Raw genomic sequence first — 21,573 nt, forward strand, 5'->3', positions numbered from 1 at the left:
GTTAGGAGAGGAAGATAATGTATAACTTTTATTATGATGAGTCCGAACATAGCCGTATTATCAATCTCTCCACAATTACTGGAGAAACCTACTATGATAATTTCCTTGTCGCTATTGTAGGATGGAAATCAGACAAAGAAGCTGAGATAAAGCAGAAATATTTGGCTTTTGAAGAAAAGTATGCTGAGCGTAAGAAAAAAGGTGAATTAAAAAGTGATACCTTCAAAAGCAATCAATTTAAATGTGGCTTTGCTTCGTTTAACAAACAAAACATAGAATTACTTGATGAATTGCTTGAGATTATAGATAACAATATTTATATCTATTTTTGTATAGAAAGTAAGCTTGAATTCATAATATTGCAACTGTTCAAGGATTACCATAATAACTTCTTTGTTGACATGGATGCAATAAAGTATTCAATCGTAAAAACTGTTCTAACATATCATCCTGATTGTGTTTTACAGAATATCTATAGCTTGCCAGAAGTGTTTGTGGAATCTTTGATATTATTTTTCAAGGAACGAATTGAGTTAAATAAAAGAAATCCTGTTCTAAAAGCATCTGAAAATGAAGCTCTTTCAAATATTCTTATGGTTTTACAAGATGTTAAGCCGCCTCAAACGCTTAGTTGGGATTATCATATACCATTTGTTGGATTTGACTATTATCTAAAGAGCAAGAAAATCAATGATTATACTCTTACAATTGATAAAGAAGGCAAAGAAGGAGAGCAAAGTAAAACGCTTTTAGCAGCGATAGAAGTCGGTTTAATGAATTGTGGAGAATTAAACTCAAAAAATCACTTTGGGCTAAGAATTGCTGATATGCTGGCAGGTATTGTTGGTAAGTTGATGAAATCATTGTTTCATTCATTGCATAACGACAGTAATAACTCCGTAGTTTCAAAAACTTTACTTGATAAAACTTGGTTTAAGTTGAATGAAAAACAGCTATGCTTATATAAAAGGCTGTACCATATTCTTTTAGAGATTAACAATGATTGGTATAAAATCTATGCCGGCAATTATTCTGACGATCTTATCTGCCTATTAGCGCTGTTGGATTATATGAATCATTTCAAGTCGGCTGATGAGATACAGAAAGACTTTGATATGCACCCTGAGTATTGCAATGCTTGTATGTGTAGCAGACTTGAAGAACACTTTAATAGGATACACAATAAACTGCCTGTTGAGCCTGTTGTTCCCGAAACAGATGAGTATTTCCGAGACAATAAGGGCGCAAAGATTTACTTTGATGTCAATAAGCAGCCTGAATTGGTGATAAATGAAGGGCATACCAAGTATCTTGTACTGTCTGTTGGGTTTGATAAAGACTGTAATCCTTTAGCAACTATTGCAAGTGAACCTGAGAACAAGTGTTTTAGATTGCCTGAGCAGTTGAGCGAATGGGCGATGACCGTAATAGGAATGGCAAAATTGGGACAAAACTTGTTTCCATCTGAGGTTGTCTTTAGTAGAATAAAAGGCAGATACTATGTAGACATTTTATAGATAAGGAGCTGATAGAATATGCCCTACACCGAAGAAAAATACGAAAACGCTATTATACAGCTATTCGAGGAAATGGGCTACACCCACGCCTACGGTCCGGCGATTGACCGTGATTATCGTATCCCACTGTATATGGACGAGCTGACAGCGGCACTCTATCGGCTAAATCCCACACTCCCCGATGATGCGATCAGCGATGCGCTTTTTAAGCTCCAAAACTTTGAAAACGGCGAGCTGGTGCAGAAAAACGCTGTGTTCATGGACTATCTGCAAAACGGCATTGAAGTCCGTTACACCGATAAGGGCGAGGAACGCTCTGCAATCTGCTACCTTGTGGACTACTCAAACACGGACAACAACTCCTTTATTGTGGCGAATCAGTGGACTTTCATTGAGAATGACGAGAAGCGCCCCGATGTCCTGCTGTTCATCAATGGTCTGCCCGTGGTGCTTATGGAGCTGAAATCTCCGTCCCGTGAGGAAACGGACGCTTCCGAAGCCTACACACAGATCAGGAACTATATGCACTCCATTCCGTCTATGTTCATATATAATGCGATCTGCGTTATGAGTGACCTCTCGGAGAACCGTGCAGGCACGATCACTTCGGGCGAAGATCGTTATATGGAGTGGAAAACAAAGGACGGCAGCTATGAAAATACGCAGTTCGCCCAGTTTGACACTTTCTTTGAGGGTATCTTCACAAAAGACCGTCTGCTCGATATTCTGAAAAACTTTATCCTGTTCTCCAACGAGGGCTTGCAAAGCTATAAGATACTTGCAGGCTATCATCAGTATTTCGCCGTTCGCAAGGCTATTGAATCCACCAAAAAAGCTACTGTCACGGACGGTAAAGGCGGTGTGTTCTGGCATACGCAGGGTTCGGGTAAGTCGCTGTCTATGGTGTTCTATGCCCATTTACTGCAATCAGCTCTTGAAAGCCCGACTATCGTTGTTATCACGGACAGAAACGATCTTGATGATCAGCTCTATTCGCAGTTTGCAAAGTGTAAGGCTTTTCTACGACAGGAACCGGTACACGCTGAGAGCCGTGAACACCTGAAAACTCTGCTCGAAGGTCGCAAGGCAAACGGCATTATCTTCACCACGATGCAGAAGTTTGAGGAGTCGGGCGAACCGCTGTCCGAGCGCAGAAATATCATCGTTATGGCTGATGAAGCTCATAGAGGACAGTACGGTCTGACAGAAAAAATCAAGATGACAAAGAATGAGGACGGCGAGCTTGTTGCCCGTAAGGTTATAGGCACGGCTCGAATTATCCGTGATACGCTCCCGAATGCTACATATATCGGCTTCACGGGTACGCCTATATCCAGAGAGGATAGGAACACCCGTGAGGTGTTCGGCGACTATATCGACATTTACGATATGACGCAGGCGGTTGAAGACGGTGCTACTCGTCCTGTTTATTACGAAAGCCGTGTCATGAAGCTGAAGCTCGATGAAAGCACCCTGAAACTGATCGACACCGAATATGAGATCATGGCGCAGAATGCCGATGCTGATGTTATAGAGAAAAGCAAGCGTGAGCTTGGACAAATGGAAGCAATCCTCGGTCACGATGATACTATAAAATCCCTTGTTGACGATATTCTCGATCACTATGAGAGCTATCGTGAGAACCTGCTGACAGGTAAGGCGATGATCGTTGCATACTCCCGTGCTATCGCAATGAAGATATACAAGCGTATCCTTGAAATTCGCCCAGGGTGGGAGGAAAAGGTTGCTGTTGTTATGACGGCTTCTAACAAAGATCCCGAAGAATGGCACAGTATCATCGGAAACAAGCGCCACAAAGAGGAGCTTGCAACAAAATTCAAGGACAATGAAAGTCCGCTGAAAATCGCTATCGTGGTCGATATGTGGCTGACAGGCTTTGATGTGCCGTCCCTTGCGACGATGTACGTTTATAAGCCTATGATGGGCTATAATCTGATGCAGGCTATCGCCCGTGTTAACAGAGTGTTCCGTGACAAAGAGGGCGGTCTGGTCGTTGATTATGTCGGCATAGCAGGTGCATTGAAGCAGGCTATGAACGATTATACCGTTCGTGACAAGAAGAACTATGGCAATACCGATATTGCCAAGGTCGCATATCCGAAGTTTCAGGAGAAGCTGCAAGTCTGCCGTGATCTACTCCATGAATATGATTATTCTGCATTTTTCGGCGGTAATGAGCTTACGGCAGGACGCACGATCACAGGTGCAGTCAACTTCCTTATGGACAGAAAGAGGGAGAAAGACAGAGAAAGCTACACCAAAGAGGCTCTGCTGCTGAAACAGGCACTTTCGCTGTGTTCCTCTATCGCTGAGGAAGATGAGCGTGAAGAAGCTGCTTTCTTTGAAGCGGTGCGTGTTCTGCTGATGCGCATTCTCAACCAGGGTGGCGGAGGCAAGAAGCTCTCACTTCCGGAGATCAATGCTAAAATCAATGAATTGCTGAAACAGAGTATCAAGAGTGACGGTGTTATCAATCTTTTCTCGGACAAGGAACAGGACTTCTCACTGTTTGATCCGAAATTCTTGGAGGAAATCTCTAAGATGAAAGAAAAGAACCTTGCTGTTGAGTTGCTGAAACGCCTGATAGCTGAACAGGTGTATATCTATAAGCGGACAAACCTCGTAAAATCGGAAAAATTCAGCGAGATAATGCAAAGTGCTATGAATCGTTATCTCAATGGTATGCTTACCAATGAGGAAGTAATACAGGAAATGCTCAACCTTGCAAAGCAGATCAGAGAAGCCCAAAAAGCAGGCGAAGATCTTGGACTTACCGCTGATGAACTTGCATTCTACGATGCACTCACCAAACCTCAGGCAATCAAGGACTTTTATGAGAATGAGGAACTTATCGCTATCACAAAAGAACTTGCTGATAAACTCCGCAAAAGCCGCACAATTGACTGGCAGAAACGCGAAGGGGCAAGAGCAAGAATGCGTATGATGATACGCAAGCTCCTGAAAGATCATCGTTATCCGCCAGAAGGTATGGATGATGCGGTTACTACGGTTATGCAACAATGTGAGCTATGGGCGGATAATATCATGAACATATAATTGTAAAGACAGTATTATTATTGGAGGAACAGGAATGAAACTCGGCAAAATAAAAGAAGTTGATATCAGAAAAGTATGGGCGCATGAACAGTATGACTTCTCAAAGTGGCTGGCTGAAGATGAGAATATAAAAGCGCTCGGAGAAGTTCTGAATCTATCGCTATCCGACGTAAACACCGAGCAGTTCGTTGGCAGCTATCGCTGCGATATCATCTGTAAAGACGAGCTGACTGGAAAATCTGTGCTTATAGAGAATCAGCTTGAGCAGACAAACCACGACCATCTTGGAAAGATTATTACTTATGCTTCCGGACTTGATGCAAGTGTCGTAGTATGGATAGTAGCTAATGCAAGAGATGAACACGCCAGTGCTATTGAATGGCTGAACAATCACACAGATGACAACGTTTCATTCTTCTTGATCGAGATTCATGCTTATAAAATCGGTGATTCCGATCCGGCGCCGATGTTCAAGATAATCGAACAACCGAACGATTTTGTAAAGAACGTAAAAGCTCTCGCAGAAAAAGGTGAGCTTAATGAACGTCAAAAGCACCGTCTCGACTTCTGGACGAAGTTTAATGATGTCATTGATGAGCGTGGGAAACCTTTCAATAAACACAAACCTTCTACTGATCATTGGTACACTGTAGCTGTAGGTTCCTCAAAATGCCACATCTCCATAGATTTAGTTCATAAAGACCATAAAATTAGAGTGGGTCTGTGGATTGATGACAGTAAGGATATGTTTGATTATTTCTTTGAAAACAAAGACACGATAGAATCTGCAGCTAAGGTAAAACTCGAATGGGATAAGCTGGACAATAAAAAGGCTTCTGCCATCTATACATATATTCCTAAACTCAGTTTTAATGACCAAAGCAATTATCCAGATCTGATGAATAAAGCCATCGACTTGGTAATCGCAATCAGAGAGGCTTTTTCACCATTTGTAAATCAGTATTCAGGAGATTGACTATCTATACAAAGGAGTAACCACATATATGCACACACAGAACAGTATAAATTTAACCTTCCTAAATCTGAAGGGTTTTGATACATCTACACTCACAGGTCTCAATGCCGCTCTCCATTGGCTCAAAACCACTGACGCAGACTGCTTAATGCACGGAGAAGGAACCGGAGATCCATTTGATATCATGGTCGGTGAGATGAGAAGGCCAATGTTGATAGCAAGTGTAGAGGAAGCAATCACAACACTTAAAAAAGAATGAATAGCGTTACCAAACAAGGTATGCTTCACGTTGGATTTTGCTGTGTAAACCGTTACGGTTTTAATCACTAAAGTGCGACTGCTAAAGATAATCCTCGAAGAGTTGTGAGTTTTCACATTTCTCTCCGAGGATTATTTTTTATTCCTTAGTATTGTTCTCTAGCATCGTTCCAATACCATCAATACATCTTACTCGAATGTACTCGCTGACAGACTTACAACCAGCTTCTCTAGCTTTTCTTTTGAACAGTTCAACTTCTGCCTCCGTTACCCGGAGGCGTATTACTGTTGAACGTACTGTGGATGGATCCGGAGTTTTAGTTCTCATTGATTTTGGCCTCCTTTTTTGGCATCTCTCCTAATCATATCGCGTTTCTCCAATACTCAAGTGCATCATTGATAATCGCATCAAATCCAATTTCAGGATTCCATCCTGTATGTGCTGTTAACTTATCGTGGTTTCCGCATACCACTGGTGTATCGCTTGGTCTCATTCTAGCTGGATCTTTGCAGATTTCAATCTGAACTTTTGCTAAATTAACAAGCTTGTCGAGTACTTCCTGTGCTGTATGTGTAGAACCAGAACAAATATTATAGACTTCTCCTGCATGGCCTTTTTCAGCAATTAACCTAATCGCACGGCAAGCATCTTTCACATGAGTATAATCTCTTGCACTCTCAAGATTTCCTACAGACAGATATTCTCTCTTTCCTCTCTCAATCTCAACAATACCAGATGCAAAATCAGAGATCATAAACCCTTTAGCTTGACCAGCACCGCCGAGGTTGAACTGACGTACCATACAGATATTCATGTCAAAGGTCTTATTGTAAAGCAACGCAAACTGCTCCTGCGCCTGCTTGGAAATCGCATATGGATTCATAGGGCTAATTAGCATTTCTTCTACCACATTAGCTCCACGTTCTTTAAGATTTCCATATTCATCGGAAGAACCGATTGCAATAACTCTCATTTGGGTATTAACAGTTTTTACTGCTTCCAGTATATTGATCAATCCGATAGTGTTAAGCTGTACAGTAAGCTGTGGTTTCTTCCATGATAATCCAACATTTGCCTGTCCAGCCATATTAACTAAAACATCCGGACGGTGCTGAGATATAATATCCAGCACCATATCCGAATTCAAAATGTCCATTGAAATGATGCTGTTCTCTGCTTTTAGATCACAGCGAATCACTTCATAACCATTTCCTTCGAGCTCAGTGCACAAATTCTTTCCGTAAAAGCCGGCACTGCCTGTAATCAGAGCCTTCACTTGCCTTCTGCCTCTTTTTTAGCAAGCTGCAGATCGTGCTCTGCCATAATAGCACAGAGCTGTTCGTAGCTTGTTTTCTGCGGATTCCAGCCAAGCTTTGTCTTTGCCTTTGTAGGATCTCCCCAGAGGTTTACAACGTCTGTAGGACGATACCACTTTGGATTCACGCAAACAAGCATCTTACCTGTCTTCTTATCGTAACCCTTCTCGTCAAGGCCTTCACCCTTCCACTCAAGCTCAATACCATCATTCTTGAATGCAAGAGTAGTAAACTCACGAACAGTGTGCTGAACGCCTGTTGCAATAACATAGTCGTCTGGCTCATCCTGCTGAAGAATCAGCCACATGCACTCAACATAGTCTTTAGCATAACCCCAGTCACGAAGTGAATCAAGGTTACCAAGTTCAAGATGATCCTGCAGACCACAAGCAATACGACCTGCTGCGAGAGTGATCTTACGTGTAACAAAGTTATCGCCACGGCGCTCAGACTCATGGTTAAAGAGAATGCCGTTACAGGCAAAAATGCCGTAAGCTTCACGATACTGTCTGATCATCCAGAAACCATACTGCTTTGCAACTGCATAGGGACTGTAAGGGTGGAATGGTGTATTTTCGTTCTGGGGAACTTCCTCTACCTTACCATAAAGCTCAGAAGTAGATGCCTGATATACACGGCATGTCTTGTCAAGACCAGCAGTATGTACAGCCTCAAGAATTCTGAGAACGCCAATAGCATCAACATCACCTGTGTACTCCGCTGCATCAAAAGAAACCTGTACATGGCTCTGTGCTGCAAGGTTGTATATCTCATCAGGCTTTACCTGAAGAACGATACGAATAATGCTAGAAGAATCTGAAAGATCCCCCTCATGAATGATCAGCTTATCGAGGATGTGATCTATACGAGATGTGGTAGCTACAGAAGCTCTTCTGATAATACCATGAACCTCATAGCCTTTTTCGAGCAGAAACTCTGCAAGATAAGATCCGTCCTGTCCTGTGATACCCGTAATAAGTGCCTTTTTCATTAGTGTTTTCTCCTTTTACATTCTAGATATTACGATCGATAAATTTCCTTCAACAATCAAAAAAGCATCAGTTGCAGGAATAAATACTGTTTCTCCCGAGTTTATGGGCATTGTCTCGCCCAGCGTAAGAGTACCTGATCCTTTGATACAAGTGATTGAATAGAAGCTGTCGTTTGTCAATGTAATCCGCTGCCTTCCTTTAACATCCAAAAAAACAACATTAAAATACTTGCAACTTACTTTTCCATCGAAATGGATAGACTCATATTTATGATAATTCAGTACATCGAGAGCCTTATCAAGATGAAGTTCTCTCTGATTGCCGAACTTATCTCGCCTGTCATAGTCGTACAATCTATAGGTACTATTACTGCTCTGCTGAATTTCGCAAATCAAATTTCCGGCACCGATTGCGTGGACGGTACCCGCCGGTATAAAGAATACATCACCGGGCTTTGTAAGATTGAAATCAAGAACATCCACTATTGTGTTATCCTTGATTCTCTGAGCTACTTCTTCTCTGCTGACATCTCTGTTAAAACCGACATAGAGACCAGCATTAGGTTCAGCATCAATTACATACCACATTTCAGTCTTACCATAGCCATTTTCATGCTGCAATGCGTATGCATCATCAGGATGAACCTGCACAGATAGATTCTGCTTTGCATCGATGAGCTTTATAAGAAGCGGGAACTCTTTATTAGCATCATATTTCGTTCCAAGAGCAGATAATCCTATCTTTTCAAGATATTCAGTGAAAAGTGTTCCTTTGTACTGACCACTTGCTACTACACTCGTTCCGTCAGGATGAGCTGATAATTCCCAACTTTCAGCAATAATATCAAAATCACAAGGCTTTTCATAAATATCTCTGAGTTTTGTTCCGCCCCATAGATAGTCTTTAAATGCAGGAAAAAGTTTTACAATAGGATCTATGCTCATAGCAATTCCTTCCTGCCAGCCTCATTAAGAGCATCAACAATCTTCTTGACGTTCTGTGCCCTATCTTTCTTACACACCATGATAGCATCCTGTGTCTCAACAATAACAAGCCCCTCAACATCAACAGCAGTTACAGTTTTACCAGAGGAATAAATCACAGAATCCTTAGAATCAATAGCAATAACATCGCCAAGCAAAATATTGCCATCTTCATTAGGCGTATGAAGTACATCCATCATATCCCAGCTTCCTACATCATTCCATCCACAGTCACCAGGAATAACAAGCACATCTCCCTTTGCTGCGCTTGGCTCCATAACAGCATAGTCAATGGATATCTTGCGGATGTTAGGGTAAACATCATTCAATACTTCCTGCTCACTTGGTGTATTCATCGCGTCACCTATCTTCTTCAGATCGGCATATATATCCGGTACATACTCCTTCAACTTCTTTAAAATAAAAGAAGCCTTCCATATGAACATACCGCTATTCCAAGCATAACGCCCACTTTCAATGTACTTCTTTGCTGTTTCTTCATCTGGTTTTTCCTTGAACTCAATAACAGGCTTCACTGCATCAGAAACTGTAGCATCATATTTAATGTATCCGAACCCAGTAGAAGGGAAAGTCGGCTTTAAACCAATAGTAACGAATTTATCCTGTTCTTCAGCAGTTAGAATTGCTGTCTTAAATATTTCAGTCAGCGCTGGTACATTTTCAATATAATGATCAGCTGGAGTAATAATCATTACTCCATCACCATATTTGCGATAAATCTCCATTGCTGCATAACCAATGCAAGCTGCTGTATTTCTTGCAGCAGGCTCAGCCAGAATGTTCATCGGAAACACTTTGCCGTGTGTTGCAGTTATCATTGCTGGTGCCTGTAAATCTGCAGTTACAATGAAGATATTACTTTTGCCTATAACTGTCGCCATGCGTTCTACAGCCTCATTTATCATTAAATCCTTACCAGAAAGATTCAAAAGCTGCTTTGGTGTTTTTTGTCTTGATAATGGCCAGAAACGAGTTCCACCGCCACCTGCCATAATTACTCCATAATGATTCATTGTTTACTCCTTAATAATATATTTAGTTTAGTTCATACCTTCTAACATTATCTCACATTATTTTTGAAAATAAACCATACTTATGAAACTACCCAAGGATCGTATAAACCATTTTCAAGAATATCAGCTATTCGCTCACATGCATGACCATCACCATAAGGATTGCAGGCATGAGACATCTTATGATATTCCTCTTCATTTTCAAGTAGCTCTTTAAAAGCCTTATAAATAACTTCTTCATCGGTACCAACAAGCCTTAATGTTCCAGCTTCAACACCTTCAGGTCTTTCAGTCGTATCCCTCATAACAAGAACAGGTACGCCATAAGATGGACACTCTTCCTGTATTCCACCAGAATCTGTAAGACACAGGAAACTCCGAGCTTCAAAGTTGTGGCAATCAAATACTTCTATCGGCTCAATAATGTGAATTCTATCACAGTCTCCAAGCTCTTCATCAGCAGCTTGCCGAACAACTGGATTCATATGAATAGGATACACAGCCTTACAATCAGGATGCTCATCAAGCACCCTTCGGATTGCTCTAAACATATGATGCATTGGCTCACCAAGATTCTCACGCCTATGAGCGGTAATAAAGATAAGCTTAGAATCTCCAACCCATTCTAGTTCAGGATGAGTGTAATTTTCCTTGACAGTATGTTGCATAGCATCAATAACTGTATTTCCTGTTACATAGATATTTTCAGGATTCTTTCCCTCTGCAATTAAATGATCCGCCGCAAGTTGTGTGGGAGCAAAATTATACTGGCTCACGATACCTACAGCTTGACGATTAAACTCTTCCGGATATGGAGAATAGATATTATATGTCCTGAGTCCAGCTTCTACATGGCCAACTGGAATCTGAAGATAGAAACAAGCCAAAGCAGTTACAAACGTTGTTGAAGTATCACCATGAACTAATACAACATCTGGTTTTTCCTTTTCCAATACTTCTTTAATTTCAATTAATATATTAGTAGTAATATCAAAAAGGGTCTGCCGTTCTTTCATAATGTTTAGGTCATAATCTGGAACAACGTCAAAAGTCTTAAGCACCTGATCAAGCATTTGCCTATGTTGTGCAGTGACGCAAACAATAACCTTAAGTCCAGATCTTTTCTTCATCTCATTAATCAGTGGGCATATTTTTATCGCCTCTGGCCTTGTTCCAAATACTGTCATGATTTTTTTTATCATACTTTTCTCCTTTGTTATTAGACTCTAATTCACTTTTAATTATAATATTATCTAATCTTTAATCACATAAGAATTAATAAGAATGACTATTATTCTTCCTTCTTATAAATTTATTCAATATGTAAATATAATCGGATTTAAAGAATAAAACATTTATAATCAGTCCGACAACAAAAACAATAACACTCTTTTGAATAGCAACAATCATCCATTGACTATATGTTTCTGGTTCTGTTGAAATAACCCTTGAAGCAAATACAGCCACAAGAATAAATATTACATCTACAGCGATATGAACAATAAATGGCTTAATGGAACGCTTCATAATATTACGAGACAAATAATATACAAAATATAATGTTCTATATATAATCGCTGCTATCGTTCCGATTGCAACTCCTATTAACCCATATTTAAACACTAGAACAATTGATAGAACAATATTAATAAGCATTTCTATCATAGCCGATTTTTGTGTTTGCTTATAATGACCAGCAGCAACTATCATAGTATTATATGGTAATCTCAAACAAAAAAGGGCTTGCCCTATAGCCATTAATATTCCAAATAAGGGATAAGTATAATCTACATCATCAACACCTTTAGTATAGATTGAAACAAATGGAACTATCATTATACTCGTAACTGTAAAAACAGATACAACCAAATAATTCAAGAGAGATTCATAACTGTTAAACGTTTTATCTAATAATTCTTTTTCCTTTTTTGCATATATATTACCGAATAAAGCATTAAAACCGTTTGTAAAAGCTTGAACAAATTGCCTTACCCCAATAACAACAAGGTGATAAACAGAGTAAATAGAAACATCTGTTAATGAAGCGAATATAGTCAATACAAATACATCAGTATTATTCATTACAACGCTAGCACAATGCTGTGCTAATCCACTCCATTTTTGATCTACAACTTCTCCACTAGCTTTAATATTTCGATCTATTTTATAGAATTTCTTTACAAAAGCAGAGAGTAATAACGGTCTTAATAAAAATACACAAGACGTCGTTAGTTTTACAATATGGATAGATCCGCCCATTAATATAAAAATAACCGAAAGAACTGTATTAAGAATAACCGTTATGGTGTTAATAATATTCTGAACATATAATCTTTGATCAGCATTCAGTAAAAGCTGATTGGCAATTCCAAAAAAATATTGAGCATAAAGACTAATAGAAATAATAACTATTAAGCTTACGATATATGTTGGATTAAAATTTGATTTGATTTGTGAAGGATAGATAATACACAATCCAACAATGTATATTAAGAATAAGGAGGCAACTGTTCTAAAGAATTTCTTTGAATAGTTTACTATTTCGCTTACTCTTTGCATATTTCCCTCCGAAAGAGGCTTATAAAGAGCAGATTGAACAACTGCGCCTACACCTAAATCTAACAAAGAGATGAATCCAAGGAATTGAGTGAGTGAAGTAACCAAACCATTCACTTCTGATCCATAGGCGCGGAGAATAAATCTTGGTATAATAAACCCACTTACAAAAAGGACCACTTGATATGTGAGTGATGAAACAATATTATATAATAACTTTTTTTTTCGCATATTTACTCTCTCTCATTCTTCCTACTACAAAGTTCATATTCATTATCAAGATTAGCTTGGTATAAACCAAGAACAAGAGCAATAGCCCCAAATAATAATGTTTGATATACACCAACATAAAATAACAACCAAAGAATCCCAATAACCGCCCACGGTGCTTTTTTTACACTTTTAATTCCATATCCAATAATTTTTGCCATTCCAAATAAACCTACTATACCATATTTTAAAAAAATCAAATTTATACTTTCATGTACTCGAATATAAACACCGGCTTCTCTTTGAACTGCAGAAAAACTGCCCGCACCGTCCCAAGACAACGAATTAGTGTGATGAAGAGTACTTCCAACTATACCTTTTCCAAAAATAATATATCCTGGTTTACTAGCATACTCATACATTATATTAATTAATTCATCTAATCTAAATGAAGAGGACGAACCACTTATTACATTCTCATTTTTTCCGAACAATGTTGAAAACAGTTCACTCGCCTCATTATATTTTAATAACAAATAACTATCTGCGCCAAATATGTAACTAATAGCCTCTGTTTGTGTAAGAAAAACAAATGTAACCATTCCTAAAGAAAGCATAGTTAACCCATAAATTGGTGAAGAAGTATAAATTATTAGTGCAAGAACAAAAACAATTGACAAGAACCATTTCCCACCCAGAGGAGTAGGCCTAATGATCATTAAACCAAACATAGCGATTGCACAAATATAAAATACTATCTTTTTATCTCTGAATTGCTTATACTGCGGAAACGCAAATAAACTAAATGCAAAAAAAGCATATAGCGGTAACATTAGCATATTGCTCTGACCAGCCCTATACCCATTAAAACCAATAAGTGTCGCTAATAATCCAGCAGGTACAAGTGAGAATAGTAGATTAGTTAAAGTTACTTCTAATTGCTTACAGAAATCTTTATTAGTTACTAGTAATACAATCGCATTATGAACAGTAAAATATAAAATTGACATTCGATATACTTCGGCAACAGTCATAGTATGGTACCAAGATTGGCCGAATATATTGTTATCATTCAACAAATATGTTATTAACCACATTAACAGGCCAACTATCATCATATAATTGCTAGCCTTATATAAAAAAATCAAACCTTTATTTTGACAGTTTTTTACGTTAGCATTCCAGTTACAACATGCAATGATTAAAAACATAAAAAAATTAATTCCAAACAGCATGTAAATAGTGACATATGGTAAAACAATAAAACTGTAGACAGTTTGACCATCTCGTACACCAGTAGCAAAATAGCTTACCTCTATTGATGCTGTTAAAAAAATAGTGTAGAATCTAAACGATCTACATAAGTCCTTATTTAGGATATAAAACAGGCATAATATGTAACCTAAAACTCCAGTTATAATACCAACAATAGGTAATTGAACCCCCAAAATAAATAGTAACATTAATATAGTATCAAAAATAATAGGAGCTATTTGAATATTCCTTGCACTTAACTTCATTTCATTTTAATCCTCATTATAATCATTCTAATATATTATGTAGCGATTCAATTACTTTGTCATCAGAATGCTCCTCAAGGAAAAGCTCTCTCTCTCTTTGATCAATAGGAGAACAAAAGAAACTCTCATTAATAGTAAATAGATCATTAGGTCTCTTAACAACAGACATGATATGTGGATACTTTTTGCTCTCTGCTTCTCCCATAGGAAATTCATTGAAAATAACTCTTCCATTCTGAGCTATCGCATTAATTAATGTTGAACTGTATCTATTTTGAAACTGTTTGGGGTAACAAATTATAATTGCAGATGCCGAATAATAATACCTATTATATGTTTCATCATCCAAATAACCTTTTATAATTTTAAGAGATTTTCCTTTATATTCTTTTATTTTTGAACGAAGCACTATTGTGTAATTCAAAGGATTTGGCAGTGATTTATCTATTTCGATACAAGAATCAATAAATGCTTCATCATTACTTAATCCTAAACCTACAAGTGTCTTATCACGTTCTTGCAAATCATCATATCCAAATATGCGAGAAATGAGGGGATGCGGAATTGTATGAATCCTCGTAATAGGACAACCTGTCTTTTGAGCGAGTCCCTCGGTTATGAAATCAGCTAAAGTAATATGTTCAACATAATTCATTCCTCTTTTAAACTTTTTAAGCTGCTTTTCTGTTTTTAATGCATCGATATCATTATGATGAATAACAAATACCTTTGTTCCTTTAAACATATTACCTATTATCTTTAGCATTGAGTTATTACAAGACAAAAAGATTATAGCATCATATTTTTTATTTTTTATTATTCTTTTTATAACTCGAAGATTATAGTATATACCAGACTGAATAAATGGCTCATGTTTTTTTATAATAATCTGCTTAGGAAGCTCTACATACTCAATATTGTCGTTTACAAATTCATCCAAGAAACCTTTATAATTCAAAACTGTTAAAGAATTTTCATGCGCAAGCAACTCAATCATTTTTCTATCATATGTTTTATGACCTATAGGATACAGGATCTCTGCTACTATTATCCTTTTCATATATGTATATTTCCTCTCTAATCAAACATTTTCTTGAATTGAATCAGCAAGCCTATTAATCCTTCCATCATAATCTGTAGCTTCTATAAAGCTTTTAGCGCCTTCTACATAATACTCATAATTATCTTTTAAATTTTTTATTGAAGAAGCAAAATCTTCTGAACATACACCACAATGGAATCTATCGCACAAATGCTTTAATGGAGGATTAGTAGAACAAATAATGGGTTTACCCAAAAAAAGACTTTCATACATTTTTCCTGAAGCGCAATACGTATTATTGATTGTATTTTGCAAAAAAAACACAATACTTGCTTTCGAACATTTTAATAAATATCCCCATTCATTTCTATCAATAAAGCCTATATAATCAACATTTGTAATATTGTTGTCTTTTAAATAGGATATAAAGTTTTGTTTATTTCCCCAGTCGTTTCCAACAATAATCAAATTATAATCTGCTCCAAGTTTTTTTAGCGCTGCAGCTATTTCAAAAGTACCGCGATCTTCTCTAATACCCCCTCCGTAAACTATAGTAAAACTGCTTTTTGCAAATAAAGGTGCGTACTTAGTTTCACAAACCTTTTCATCTACCGTTCCATCTATTCTATGCATATTATCAAAAACAATTATATGATTTTTGAGTTTAAAATGTTTTTTTGCAATATCAGCACGCTCTTGATTAGCCGCTATATATACATCAACTTTTTTTACATCTCTCTTTTCAATTCTATCAATTAATGAAAGCCCAAATGTTTTAATTGATTTAACTTTTCTATCAATAACTAATTCGCTTTGATCATATACTATTTTTGTTGATGGAAATGCTTTTTTTAACCATGATATCAGAATTGGAAAATCATGTAAAAGAACAACATCTGGCTTGATTTTTTTTATCATTTTCTTTGTTTCTCTAACATAATTGAAATATCTACTTCCAGGTATTTTAAATACACTTTTTACAATACATGGATGAGTAAATTTATTCTTACACTTATCTGGTATATCAGCATATGTGATAATATAAACTTCGGCAAACTGTTGAAGCGCCTCTAGCACTTCTCTGCTACGTTCTTCCCAACGCAAGTCATGATATACCGAATATACAATTTTTTTCATCTCATTCCTGCTTTCTCAAAATTATGTTATTTGTTGTTTTCCACGAAATCCTCAAAAGAACTATATAACGGTGTGGATGTCTTAAAAAGTGATACCATTTTAGATTTATCGCACCCAATCCATGATTGCTTAGAAACAAGTTGAATACTTTCCTCATTTCTAGGTAAGAATAAAAATGAAAAGTTCATCATTTCTTCCTGCTTTGGAAGCCTTTTTTTTCTATTCATGATCGATTGAATATTATTATGAATTTCATCCTTTAATGATTCTTTCATTTTTTCTCTATATTCATCTAAAGACATAATCTTCTTTGCAGGAACGCCAGCATACACACTATTGTTTTCGCAATTTTTTGTTACTACTGCATTTGCTGCAATAATCACATTATCTCCAATAGAAACATTTCTCAAAATGGTTGAATTTTCACCAATAAAAACATTATTACCAATAATTATTTGCCCGCCTCCTGTTGGATACACCTCATCATACGCTTTCATAAGAACTGTCCAACTATAATCATGAGCGATAATTGACACGCCAGAACAAATAACTACTTCATTACCTATTTTAATAAAAGGCGCTCTATTATAGTCGAATCGAGTTTTTCTTGGATTAACGAAGTATACATTTTCTCCAATTTCAGCTCCAAGGCTTTTTAAATATGCAACAAATTTCTCTCTATTACAAGTAAAAATCACTCTCTTGATTTTTCCCAACATATTTCTCACTCGCATTACTCTTTATATTTTTTTAAATAAAACTCTTGCATCCAAATATATTGTTTACGAATATCAAATCCAGCTTTTTGAAGTATCTGAATATTATCTTTTCTAACGCCATTTTTTATTTTTTCAGTTGCTTTTTTAGCCCAACAAACAGGTGAAGATTTAATAGAAAGAAAATCGACACAATCGCATAGTTTTGTTTCTGAAGGTATTGTGTCACTAGCTATTATAGGCAAATTTGTCATTTGTGCCTCAATAACCACGGTTCCAAATCCTTCATATTTAGAAGGAAATAAAAACATATCTGCTGCTTGGTATAATTCAGCAGCATCTGACCTCGCCCCTAACATAGAAACTGAATCAGAAAGATTGTGATTATTAATATATGATCTAATTTTCTCTTCACACTCTCCAGCACCTGCTAATAAAAGAATTGCATTTGGAATTTTCTTTTTAATCTCTTCAAAAACCATTAATAGATAAATATGGTTTTTCTGTTCCGATAATCTTGCAACATCCAAAAAAACTGTATTCTCTGATACGCCTAACTCTTGACGTTTTTTATCACGTAATGCTGGATCCCACACAAAACGATCAACTTGAAATGCATTTGGTATCACTTTAAAAGTCTTTCCGCGAGAATACTTTTTTCCAAATAACCAATCTCCTGCCATTTGCGAACATCCAAATCTATCTGTAGCATACTTATTAACAAATAATTTGGAAATCATTTTAGGTATTCCACGAAGATTTTTTTCCATACTAGCATTTCTACTATGTGCAATTCGAACAGGCACTCCATGTTTATAAGCTGATCGAAGTACCCATGTGCATAATGAATTAAGATGAGCATGTACTATCCTATACTCTTTGTGTTTACTAAAAAATGCATCCAATTCTTTTATATATCTTATAAAATTTCGGGGTGTTATTCTTGGCATATGATATACTTCTCCGCCTAGTTGCTTAATCTCTTCGCCAAAGTCACCAAGTTCCTCTCTATGGATCATAAAATCAAATTGCACCTTTGATCTATCTATATTTCTATATATATCCATTATTCTACTTTCAAGGCCATTACGATTAAGATGAGTAACAACATGTAATACTCTTATCGGTTTTATATCTTTTTCCATCTATAGGCACTCCTTAATTCTGACATTTTTATTTGAAGAGTTATATTTCATACTCTTCTATACAAGAAAATATTATAAATTAATGCTTCAAACCTTCTCAACCTCATCAACATACTTCTGAACTACAATCTGTCGATCAAATTCATTCTGAACCTTAGTTCTGCCAGCCAATCCCATGTTTCTTCTCTCATCATTTGAAAGTCTCATGAACTTATCAACTGCTTCAATCAGTTTTCTGCCATTCCTGCAAGGAATCATATATCCGTTCACGCCATCATCAATAACCTCTCGGCAGCCTGACCTATCAGTTGTGATAATCGGTCTGCCAGAAGCACTTGCCTCAAGAAGTACATTACTTAGGCCTTCCGGATAATAAGTAGGATGAATAACGCAGTGAATATTTTCTAAGAAATCAGCCACATCATGAATCATTCCATGATAGATGACTGTTCCGTTTTCGTTATATTCATTCAACTTGCCTTCATACTCTGCTTCGCAAAATCCGCATACATGGAACTCGGCATTTGGATATTTCTTCCTGATTACTTTGGCAGCTGCAAGATAGTAGTCAATGCCTTTCTCCTTCATGATACGGCTAATAAAAGCAAATCTAACAACGCCGTTTTCATCAGAAGGATACTCTCTGACAGGAAATCTATCAAGGTTTACGCCGGACCCGGGAAGCATCTTATGCTTTCCCATAGCAATTCTGTTATCAACAAAAAGCTGCCTGTTTTCTGTGTTCTGAAAGAACACACACTGTATATTCTTGAATGCTACTTTGTAAAGATTAATGAAGACCTTCTGCTTCCATCCAGCGTTCTCAACAGCCGTTCCAAGTCCTGTAATGTTTGCAACAAACGGAATGCCGAGGCTGTCTGCGGCCATAGCACCATAGATATTCGGCTTAATAGTAAAACCGAGAACGATATCTGGCTTTACTTCCTTCAACAGTTTTTTATAATCTCTCAGCAGATTCAATTCAGATACAGGATTCAAGCCGTGTCTGCTAATAACTATTTCGTGATATTTGGCACCTAATGCAGTAAGTTCATCAATTCGCTCACCATAAGGAGAGGATATGTGCACTTCATGTCCGTCAGCCAACAAACGCTCAACTATTTCCAGCCGAAAGTTGTAGATTACTACTTCATGATTTACTAGAAACAGTACTCTCTTCTTTGATTTCTTAGTTTCTGACATTTACTTACTCACATCCTCTGTTAGCATAATAGAGCGTCTTAAATTTGCAATTCTATAGTTTTCTTTGTATTCACTTAATGACTGATCATAAGCTAAGTTGCCGAAAGCTTTATCAACAAGCCCAGTGGCTAATCCTGCAAGCTTTAGCGGTACTGTTGCACCTTTCACAAGAACTATTCTCTTACAATGCTCTGCAGCAATCATCTTCACAAGCTCACTTGTATTGCTGTATTCAGCATTCTGCGGCCAGAACGTACCGTGCTCCTCGTTCTCAATCATCAGCCTTACAAATTCCATAAGGTTTTCGATATAAAGCATAGAGCGACAATTATCAACATATGGGAACACAGGCATCTTCTGCGCCAGCTTAGACATCAAAGGATAGTTACCTTTGCTTCCTTTGCCGTAGATCATCGGCGGACGCAAGATAACTACTTTAAAGTTCTCATCTTCAAGCTTCTTTAGACCTCTTTCGGCCCTAACCTTACTATCGCCATAGCAATTTGCAGGAGAAACAGGAGTATCCTTCGTGATTATTCTCTTCTTACCAATCGGCGCACTATCACCATAAACGATAGCAGATGACATGAAAATGAACTGTTTAACACCTGACTTCTTAGCTTTCATAGCAGTCCGTATTGTAAGTTTTGTGTTTACATCATAATAGAGCTTGGCTTTCTCTTTGCTGATTTTACCATTGTCAGAGTGTGCAATACCTGCCACATGATAAACAGTATCATAGCCGGAGAAGTCGTACTTCATCCAGCCATCGCCAATCATATCCACAGTATCTACCTGATACTTATCAGGCCACTGTTTCATATATTTCTCAAATGAAGTGCCAATATATGATCCGGCACCTGTGATCAATATTTTTTTCATACTTCCGCCTTTATATCTTCATCAGGTTGTATATCGCTATTGATAGTTTTAGCTTTTTCAATTTCTTTAGCTATTGCTCCGGTTCCGCCTTCAACTACACCTTTACTTTTAAGAACAGATGTAATCGATCCCATAAACAGCTTAATATCCATCAAGAAGCCTGCTATACTACTGTTTTTCAGAGTCTTAGCATACACACCATCAAGTTTAGCCTTCTCTGGTATCTCCAACTCATCTCTGCCGCTGATCTGAGCCAGACCAGTCAGTCCCGGCTTCACATCATTTGCGCCATACTTATCTCTCTCAGCAGTCAGATAATCCTGATTCCAGAGAGCCGGTCTCGGACCAATAACGCTCATATTTCCTCTGAAAATATTCCAGAGCTGGGGGAGTTCATCGATAGAGGCTTTCCGAATAAAGGCTCCGACCTTTGTAATGCCGCCATTCTGAAGCATATGTGTAGGCACATCCTTTGGCGTATTTACACTCATACTACGGAATTTAAGTAACTCGAAGTAAGACTTATCCGTTCCCACACGCTTCTGCTTGAAGAACACAGGACCGGGATCGTCAGCCTTAATAGCAAGAGCCGTAACAGCGTAAACAGGTGCTAAAACAACAAGGCCACCGAAGGAGAGTACAACATCAAAACCGCGCTTGACGTACTTCTCATAGAATGTCGGGATATGTGTGCTGTTTCCAACAGCTTCAAGGTGTCCCTGTTTTCCGTCTGCGTTCACAGGATCATTCGCATTTTCGACAAACACTACTTTTCTACCCTGTACCGGATTCTGCTCTTCCGGCTGATTAGCATACACAGAGTCGGGATACTGTTTCTTAGCAATATGACGCATAACAAGATATGTAGCCCCCAAAGCCAAACCGGTTACCGTAGCTGCTGTTTTCAGATTTTTCTTAGTCTGCTCTTTCACAATCTCTTACCTCACCTTAATTATTCTATATCTCATAGTTTTGCTATATCAATACTGTGTTCTACACAAGTTCAC

At 37.6% G+C, this 21,573-nt stretch carries 19 protein-coding genes; 4 read left to right on the forward strand and 15 right to left on the reverse strand.

Annotated features, from left to right (window positions below):
* Positions 1 to 17: 17 nt before the first annotated feature.
* The 4 genes from RF007C_RS05970 to RF007C_RS05985 are packed head-to-tail and all read left to right on the forward strand — an operon-like array spanning position 18 to position 5,830.
* Positions 18 to 1,517, forward strand: a complete 1,500-nt coding sequence (locus RF007C_RS05970; protein ID WP_037298221.1) for a DUF3800 domain-containing protein — start codon at positions 18 to 20, stop codon at positions 1,515 to 1,517.
* An 18-nt stretch (positions 1,518 to 1,535) separates the two neighbouring features.
* On the forward strand, positions 1,536 to 4,595 hold the full coding sequence (locus RF007C_RS05975; protein WP_037298223.1) for a type I restriction endonuclease subunit R: 3,060 nt from the start codon (positions 1,536 to 1,538) through the stop codon (positions 4,593 to 4,595).
* A gap of 34 nt (positions 4,596 to 4,629) precedes the next feature.
* A complete protein-coding gene (locus tag RF007C_RS05980; RefSeq protein ID WP_037298224.1) occupies positions 4,630 to 5,571 on the forward strand; it encodes a DUF4268 domain-containing protein in 942 nt (313 codons plus the stop codon).
* Positions 5,572 to 5,599: 28 nt separating this feature from the next.
* Positions 5,600 to 5,830, forward strand: a complete 231-nt coding sequence (locus RF007C_RS05985; RefSeq protein WP_037298226.1) for a hypothetical protein — start codon at positions 5,600 to 5,602, stop codon at positions 5,828 to 5,830.
* 138 nt (positions 5,831 to 5,968) lie between these two features.
* Here the strand turns inward: RF007C_RS05985 and RF007C_RS05990 are convergent, their stop codons facing one another.
* From RF007C_RS05990 to RF007C_RS06060, 15 genes are all read right to left on the reverse strand, one after another.
* Entirely contained in the window at positions 5,969 to 6,157 is a 189-nt protein-coding gene (locus RF007C_RS05990) for a plasmid mobilization protein (protein ID WP_037298227.1), read from the reverse strand.
* Positions 6,158 to 6,191: 34 nt separating this feature from the next.
* The gene (locus RF007C_RS05995; protein WP_037298229.1) at positions 6,192 to 7,106 is read right to left on the reverse strand and encodes a GDP-mannose 4,6-dehydratase; all 915 of its coding nucleotides are present in this window, start codon (positions 7,104 to 7,106) and stop codon (positions 6,192 to 6,194) included.
* Positions 7,103 to 8,137, reverse strand: a complete 1,035-nt coding sequence (gene gmd, locus RF007C_RS06000) for a GDP-mannose 4,6-dehydratase (RefSeq protein ID WP_037298232.1) — start codon at positions 8,135 to 8,137, stop codon at positions 7,103 to 7,105. Before gmd ends, RF007C_RS05995 begins: the two co-directional genes overlap by 4 nt.
* A 15-nt stretch (positions 8,138 to 8,152) precedes the next feature.
* Positions 8,153 to 9,082, reverse strand: coding sequence for a type I phosphomannose isomerase catalytic subunit (locus RF007C_RS06005; protein WP_037298234.1), 930 nt, complete (start codon positions 9,080 to 9,082; stop codon positions 8,153 to 8,155).
* Entirely contained in the window at positions 9,079 to 10,155 is a 1,077-nt protein-coding gene (locus RF007C_RS06010) for a mannose-1-phosphate guanylyltransferase (protein WP_037298235.1), read from the reverse strand. Before RF007C_RS06010 ends, RF007C_RS06005 begins: the two co-directional genes overlap by 4 nt.
* Before the next feature lie 80 nt (positions 10,156 to 10,235).
* A complete protein-coding gene (gene wecB, locus RF007C_RS06015; protein ID WP_037298280.1) occupies positions 10,236 to 11,354 on the reverse strand; it encodes a non-hydrolyzing UDP-N-acetylglucosamine 2-epimerase in 1,119 nt (372 codons plus the stop codon).
* A gap of 76 nt (positions 11,355 to 11,430) precedes the next feature.
* Positions 11,431 to 12,942, reverse strand: a complete 1,512-nt coding sequence (locus RF007C_RS06020) for an oligosaccharide flippase family protein (RefSeq protein WP_037298237.1) — start codon at positions 12,940 to 12,942, stop codon at positions 11,431 to 11,433.
* Positions 12,943 to 12,944: 2 nt separating this feature from the next.
* The gene (locus tag RF007C_RS06025) at positions 12,945 to 14,441 is read right to left on the reverse strand and encodes a hypothetical protein (protein WP_037298239.1); all 1,497 of its coding nucleotides are present in this window, start codon (positions 14,439 to 14,441) and stop codon (positions 12,945 to 12,947) included.
* Positions 14,442 to 14,463: 22 nt separating this feature from the next.
* Complete coding sequence (locus RF007C_RS06030) at positions 14,464 to 15,501, reverse strand: hypothetical protein (protein WP_037298241.1); 1,038 nt, start codon at positions 15,499 to 15,501, stop codon at positions 14,464 to 14,466.
* 21 nt (positions 15,502 to 15,522) lie between these two features.
* Positions 15,523 to 16,620 (reverse strand): hypothetical protein, encoded by a 1,098-nt coding sequence (locus tag RF007C_RS06035; RefSeq protein WP_037298244.1) that lies wholly within the window; start codon positions 16,618 to 16,620, stop codon positions 15,523 to 15,525.
* 26 nt (positions 16,621 to 16,646) lie between these two features.
* The gene (locus RF007C_RS06040) at positions 16,647 to 17,339 is read right to left on the reverse strand and encodes an acyltransferase (RefSeq protein ID WP_161634877.1); all 693 of its coding nucleotides are present in this window, start codon (positions 17,337 to 17,339) and stop codon (positions 16,647 to 16,649) included.
* A 14-nt stretch (positions 17,340 to 17,353) separates the two neighbouring features.
* Complete coding sequence (locus RF007C_RS06045; RefSeq protein ID WP_037298246.1) at positions 17,354 to 18,481, reverse strand: glycosyltransferase family 1 protein; 1,128 nt, start codon at positions 18,479 to 18,481, stop codon at positions 17,354 to 17,356.
* Positions 18,482 to 18,568: 87 nt separating this feature from the next.
* Positions 18,569 to 19,684 carry a glycosyltransferase family 4 protein gene (locus RF007C_RS06050; protein ID WP_037298248.1) on the reverse strand — a complete coding sequence of 372 codons (1,116 nt, stop codon included), beginning with the start codon at positions 19,682 to 19,684 and terminating at the stop codon, positions 18,569 to 18,571.
* Positions 19,685 to 20,566, reverse strand: a complete 882-nt coding sequence (locus RF007C_RS06055) for an NAD-dependent epimerase/dehydratase family protein (RefSeq protein WP_037298250.1) — start codon at positions 20,564 to 20,566, stop codon at positions 19,685 to 19,687.
* Positions 20,563 to 21,498 (reverse strand): sugar transferase, encoded by a 936-nt coding sequence (locus RF007C_RS06060; protein ID WP_275450838.1) that lies wholly within the window; start codon positions 21,496 to 21,498, stop codon positions 20,563 to 20,565. Before RF007C_RS06060 ends, RF007C_RS06055 begins: the two co-directional genes overlap by 4 nt.
* Positions 21,499 to 21,573 lie beyond the last annotated feature (75 nt).

The sequence above is a fragment of the Ruminococcus flavefaciens 007c genome (assembly GCF_000571935.1).
Lineage (GTDB): Bacteria > Bacillota > Clostridia > Oscillospirales > Ruminococcaceae > Ruminococcus > Ruminococcus flavefaciens_F.

What these genes read in the sequence shown, in the direction of transcription:
- RF007C_RS05970 (WP_037298221.1), top strand. Translation starts at nt 18, where the DNA reads ATGTATAACTTTTATTATGATGAGTCCGAACATAGCCGTATTATCAAT.
- RF007C_RS05975 (WP_037298223.1), top strand. Translation starts at nt 1,536, where the DNA reads ATGCCCTACACCGAAGAAAAATACGAAAACGCTATTATACAGCTATTC.
- RF007C_RS05980 (WP_037298224.1), top strand. Translation starts at nt 4,630, where the DNA reads ATGAAACTCGGCAAAATAAAAGAAGTTGATATCAGAAAAGTATGGGCG.
- RF007C_RS05985 (WP_037298226.1), top strand. Translation starts at nt 5,600, where the DNA reads ATGCACACACAGAACAGTATAAATTTAACCTTCCTAAATCTGAAGGGT.
- RF007C_RS05990 (WP_037298227.1), bottom strand. Translation starts at nt 6,157, where the DNA reads ATGAGAACTAAAACTCCGGATCCATCCACAGTACGTTCAACAGTAATA.
- gmd (WP_037298232.1), bottom strand. Translation starts at nt 8,137, where the DNA reads ATGAAAAAGGCACTTATTACGGGTATCACAGGACAGGACGGATCTTAT.
- RF007C_RS06005 (WP_037298234.1), bottom strand. Translation starts at nt 9,082, where the DNA reads ATGAGCATAGATCCTATTGTAAAACTTTTTCCTGCATTTAAAGACTAT.
- RF007C_RS06010 (WP_037298235.1), bottom strand. Translation starts at nt 10,155, where the DNA reads ATGAATCATTATGGAGTAATTATGGCAGGTGGCGGTGGAACTCGTTTC.
- RF007C_RS06020 (WP_037298237.1), bottom strand. Translation starts at nt 12,942, where the DNA reads ATGCGAAAAAAAAAGTTATTATATAATATTGTTTCATCACTCACATAT.
- RF007C_RS06025 (WP_037298239.1), bottom strand. Translation starts at nt 14,441, where the DNA reads ATGAAGTTAAGTGCAAGGAATATTCAAATAGCTCCTATTATTTTTGAT.
- RF007C_RS06030 (WP_037298241.1), bottom strand. Translation starts at nt 15,501, where the DNA reads ATGAAAAGGATAATAGTAGCAGAGATCCTGTATCCTATAGGTCATAAA.
- RF007C_RS06035 (WP_037298244.1), bottom strand. Translation starts at nt 16,620, where the DNA reads ATGAAAAAAATTGTATATTCGGTATATCATGACTTGCGTTGGGAAGAA.
- RF007C_RS06040 (WP_161634877.1), bottom strand. Translation starts at nt 17,339, where the DNA reads ATGTTGGGAAAAATCAAGAGAGTGATTTTTACTTGTAATAGAGAGAAA.
- RF007C_RS06045 (WP_037298246.1), bottom strand. Translation starts at nt 18,481, where the DNA reads ATGGAAAAAGATATAAAACCGATAAGAGTATTACATGTTGTTACTCAT.
- RF007C_RS06050 (WP_037298248.1), bottom strand. Translation starts at nt 19,684, where the DNA reads ATGTCAGAAACTAAGAAATCAAAGAAGAGAGTACTGTTTCTAGTAAAT.
- RF007C_RS06055 (WP_037298250.1), bottom strand. Translation starts at nt 20,566, where the DNA reads ATGAAAAAAATATTGATCACAGGTGCCGGATCATATATTGGCACTTCA.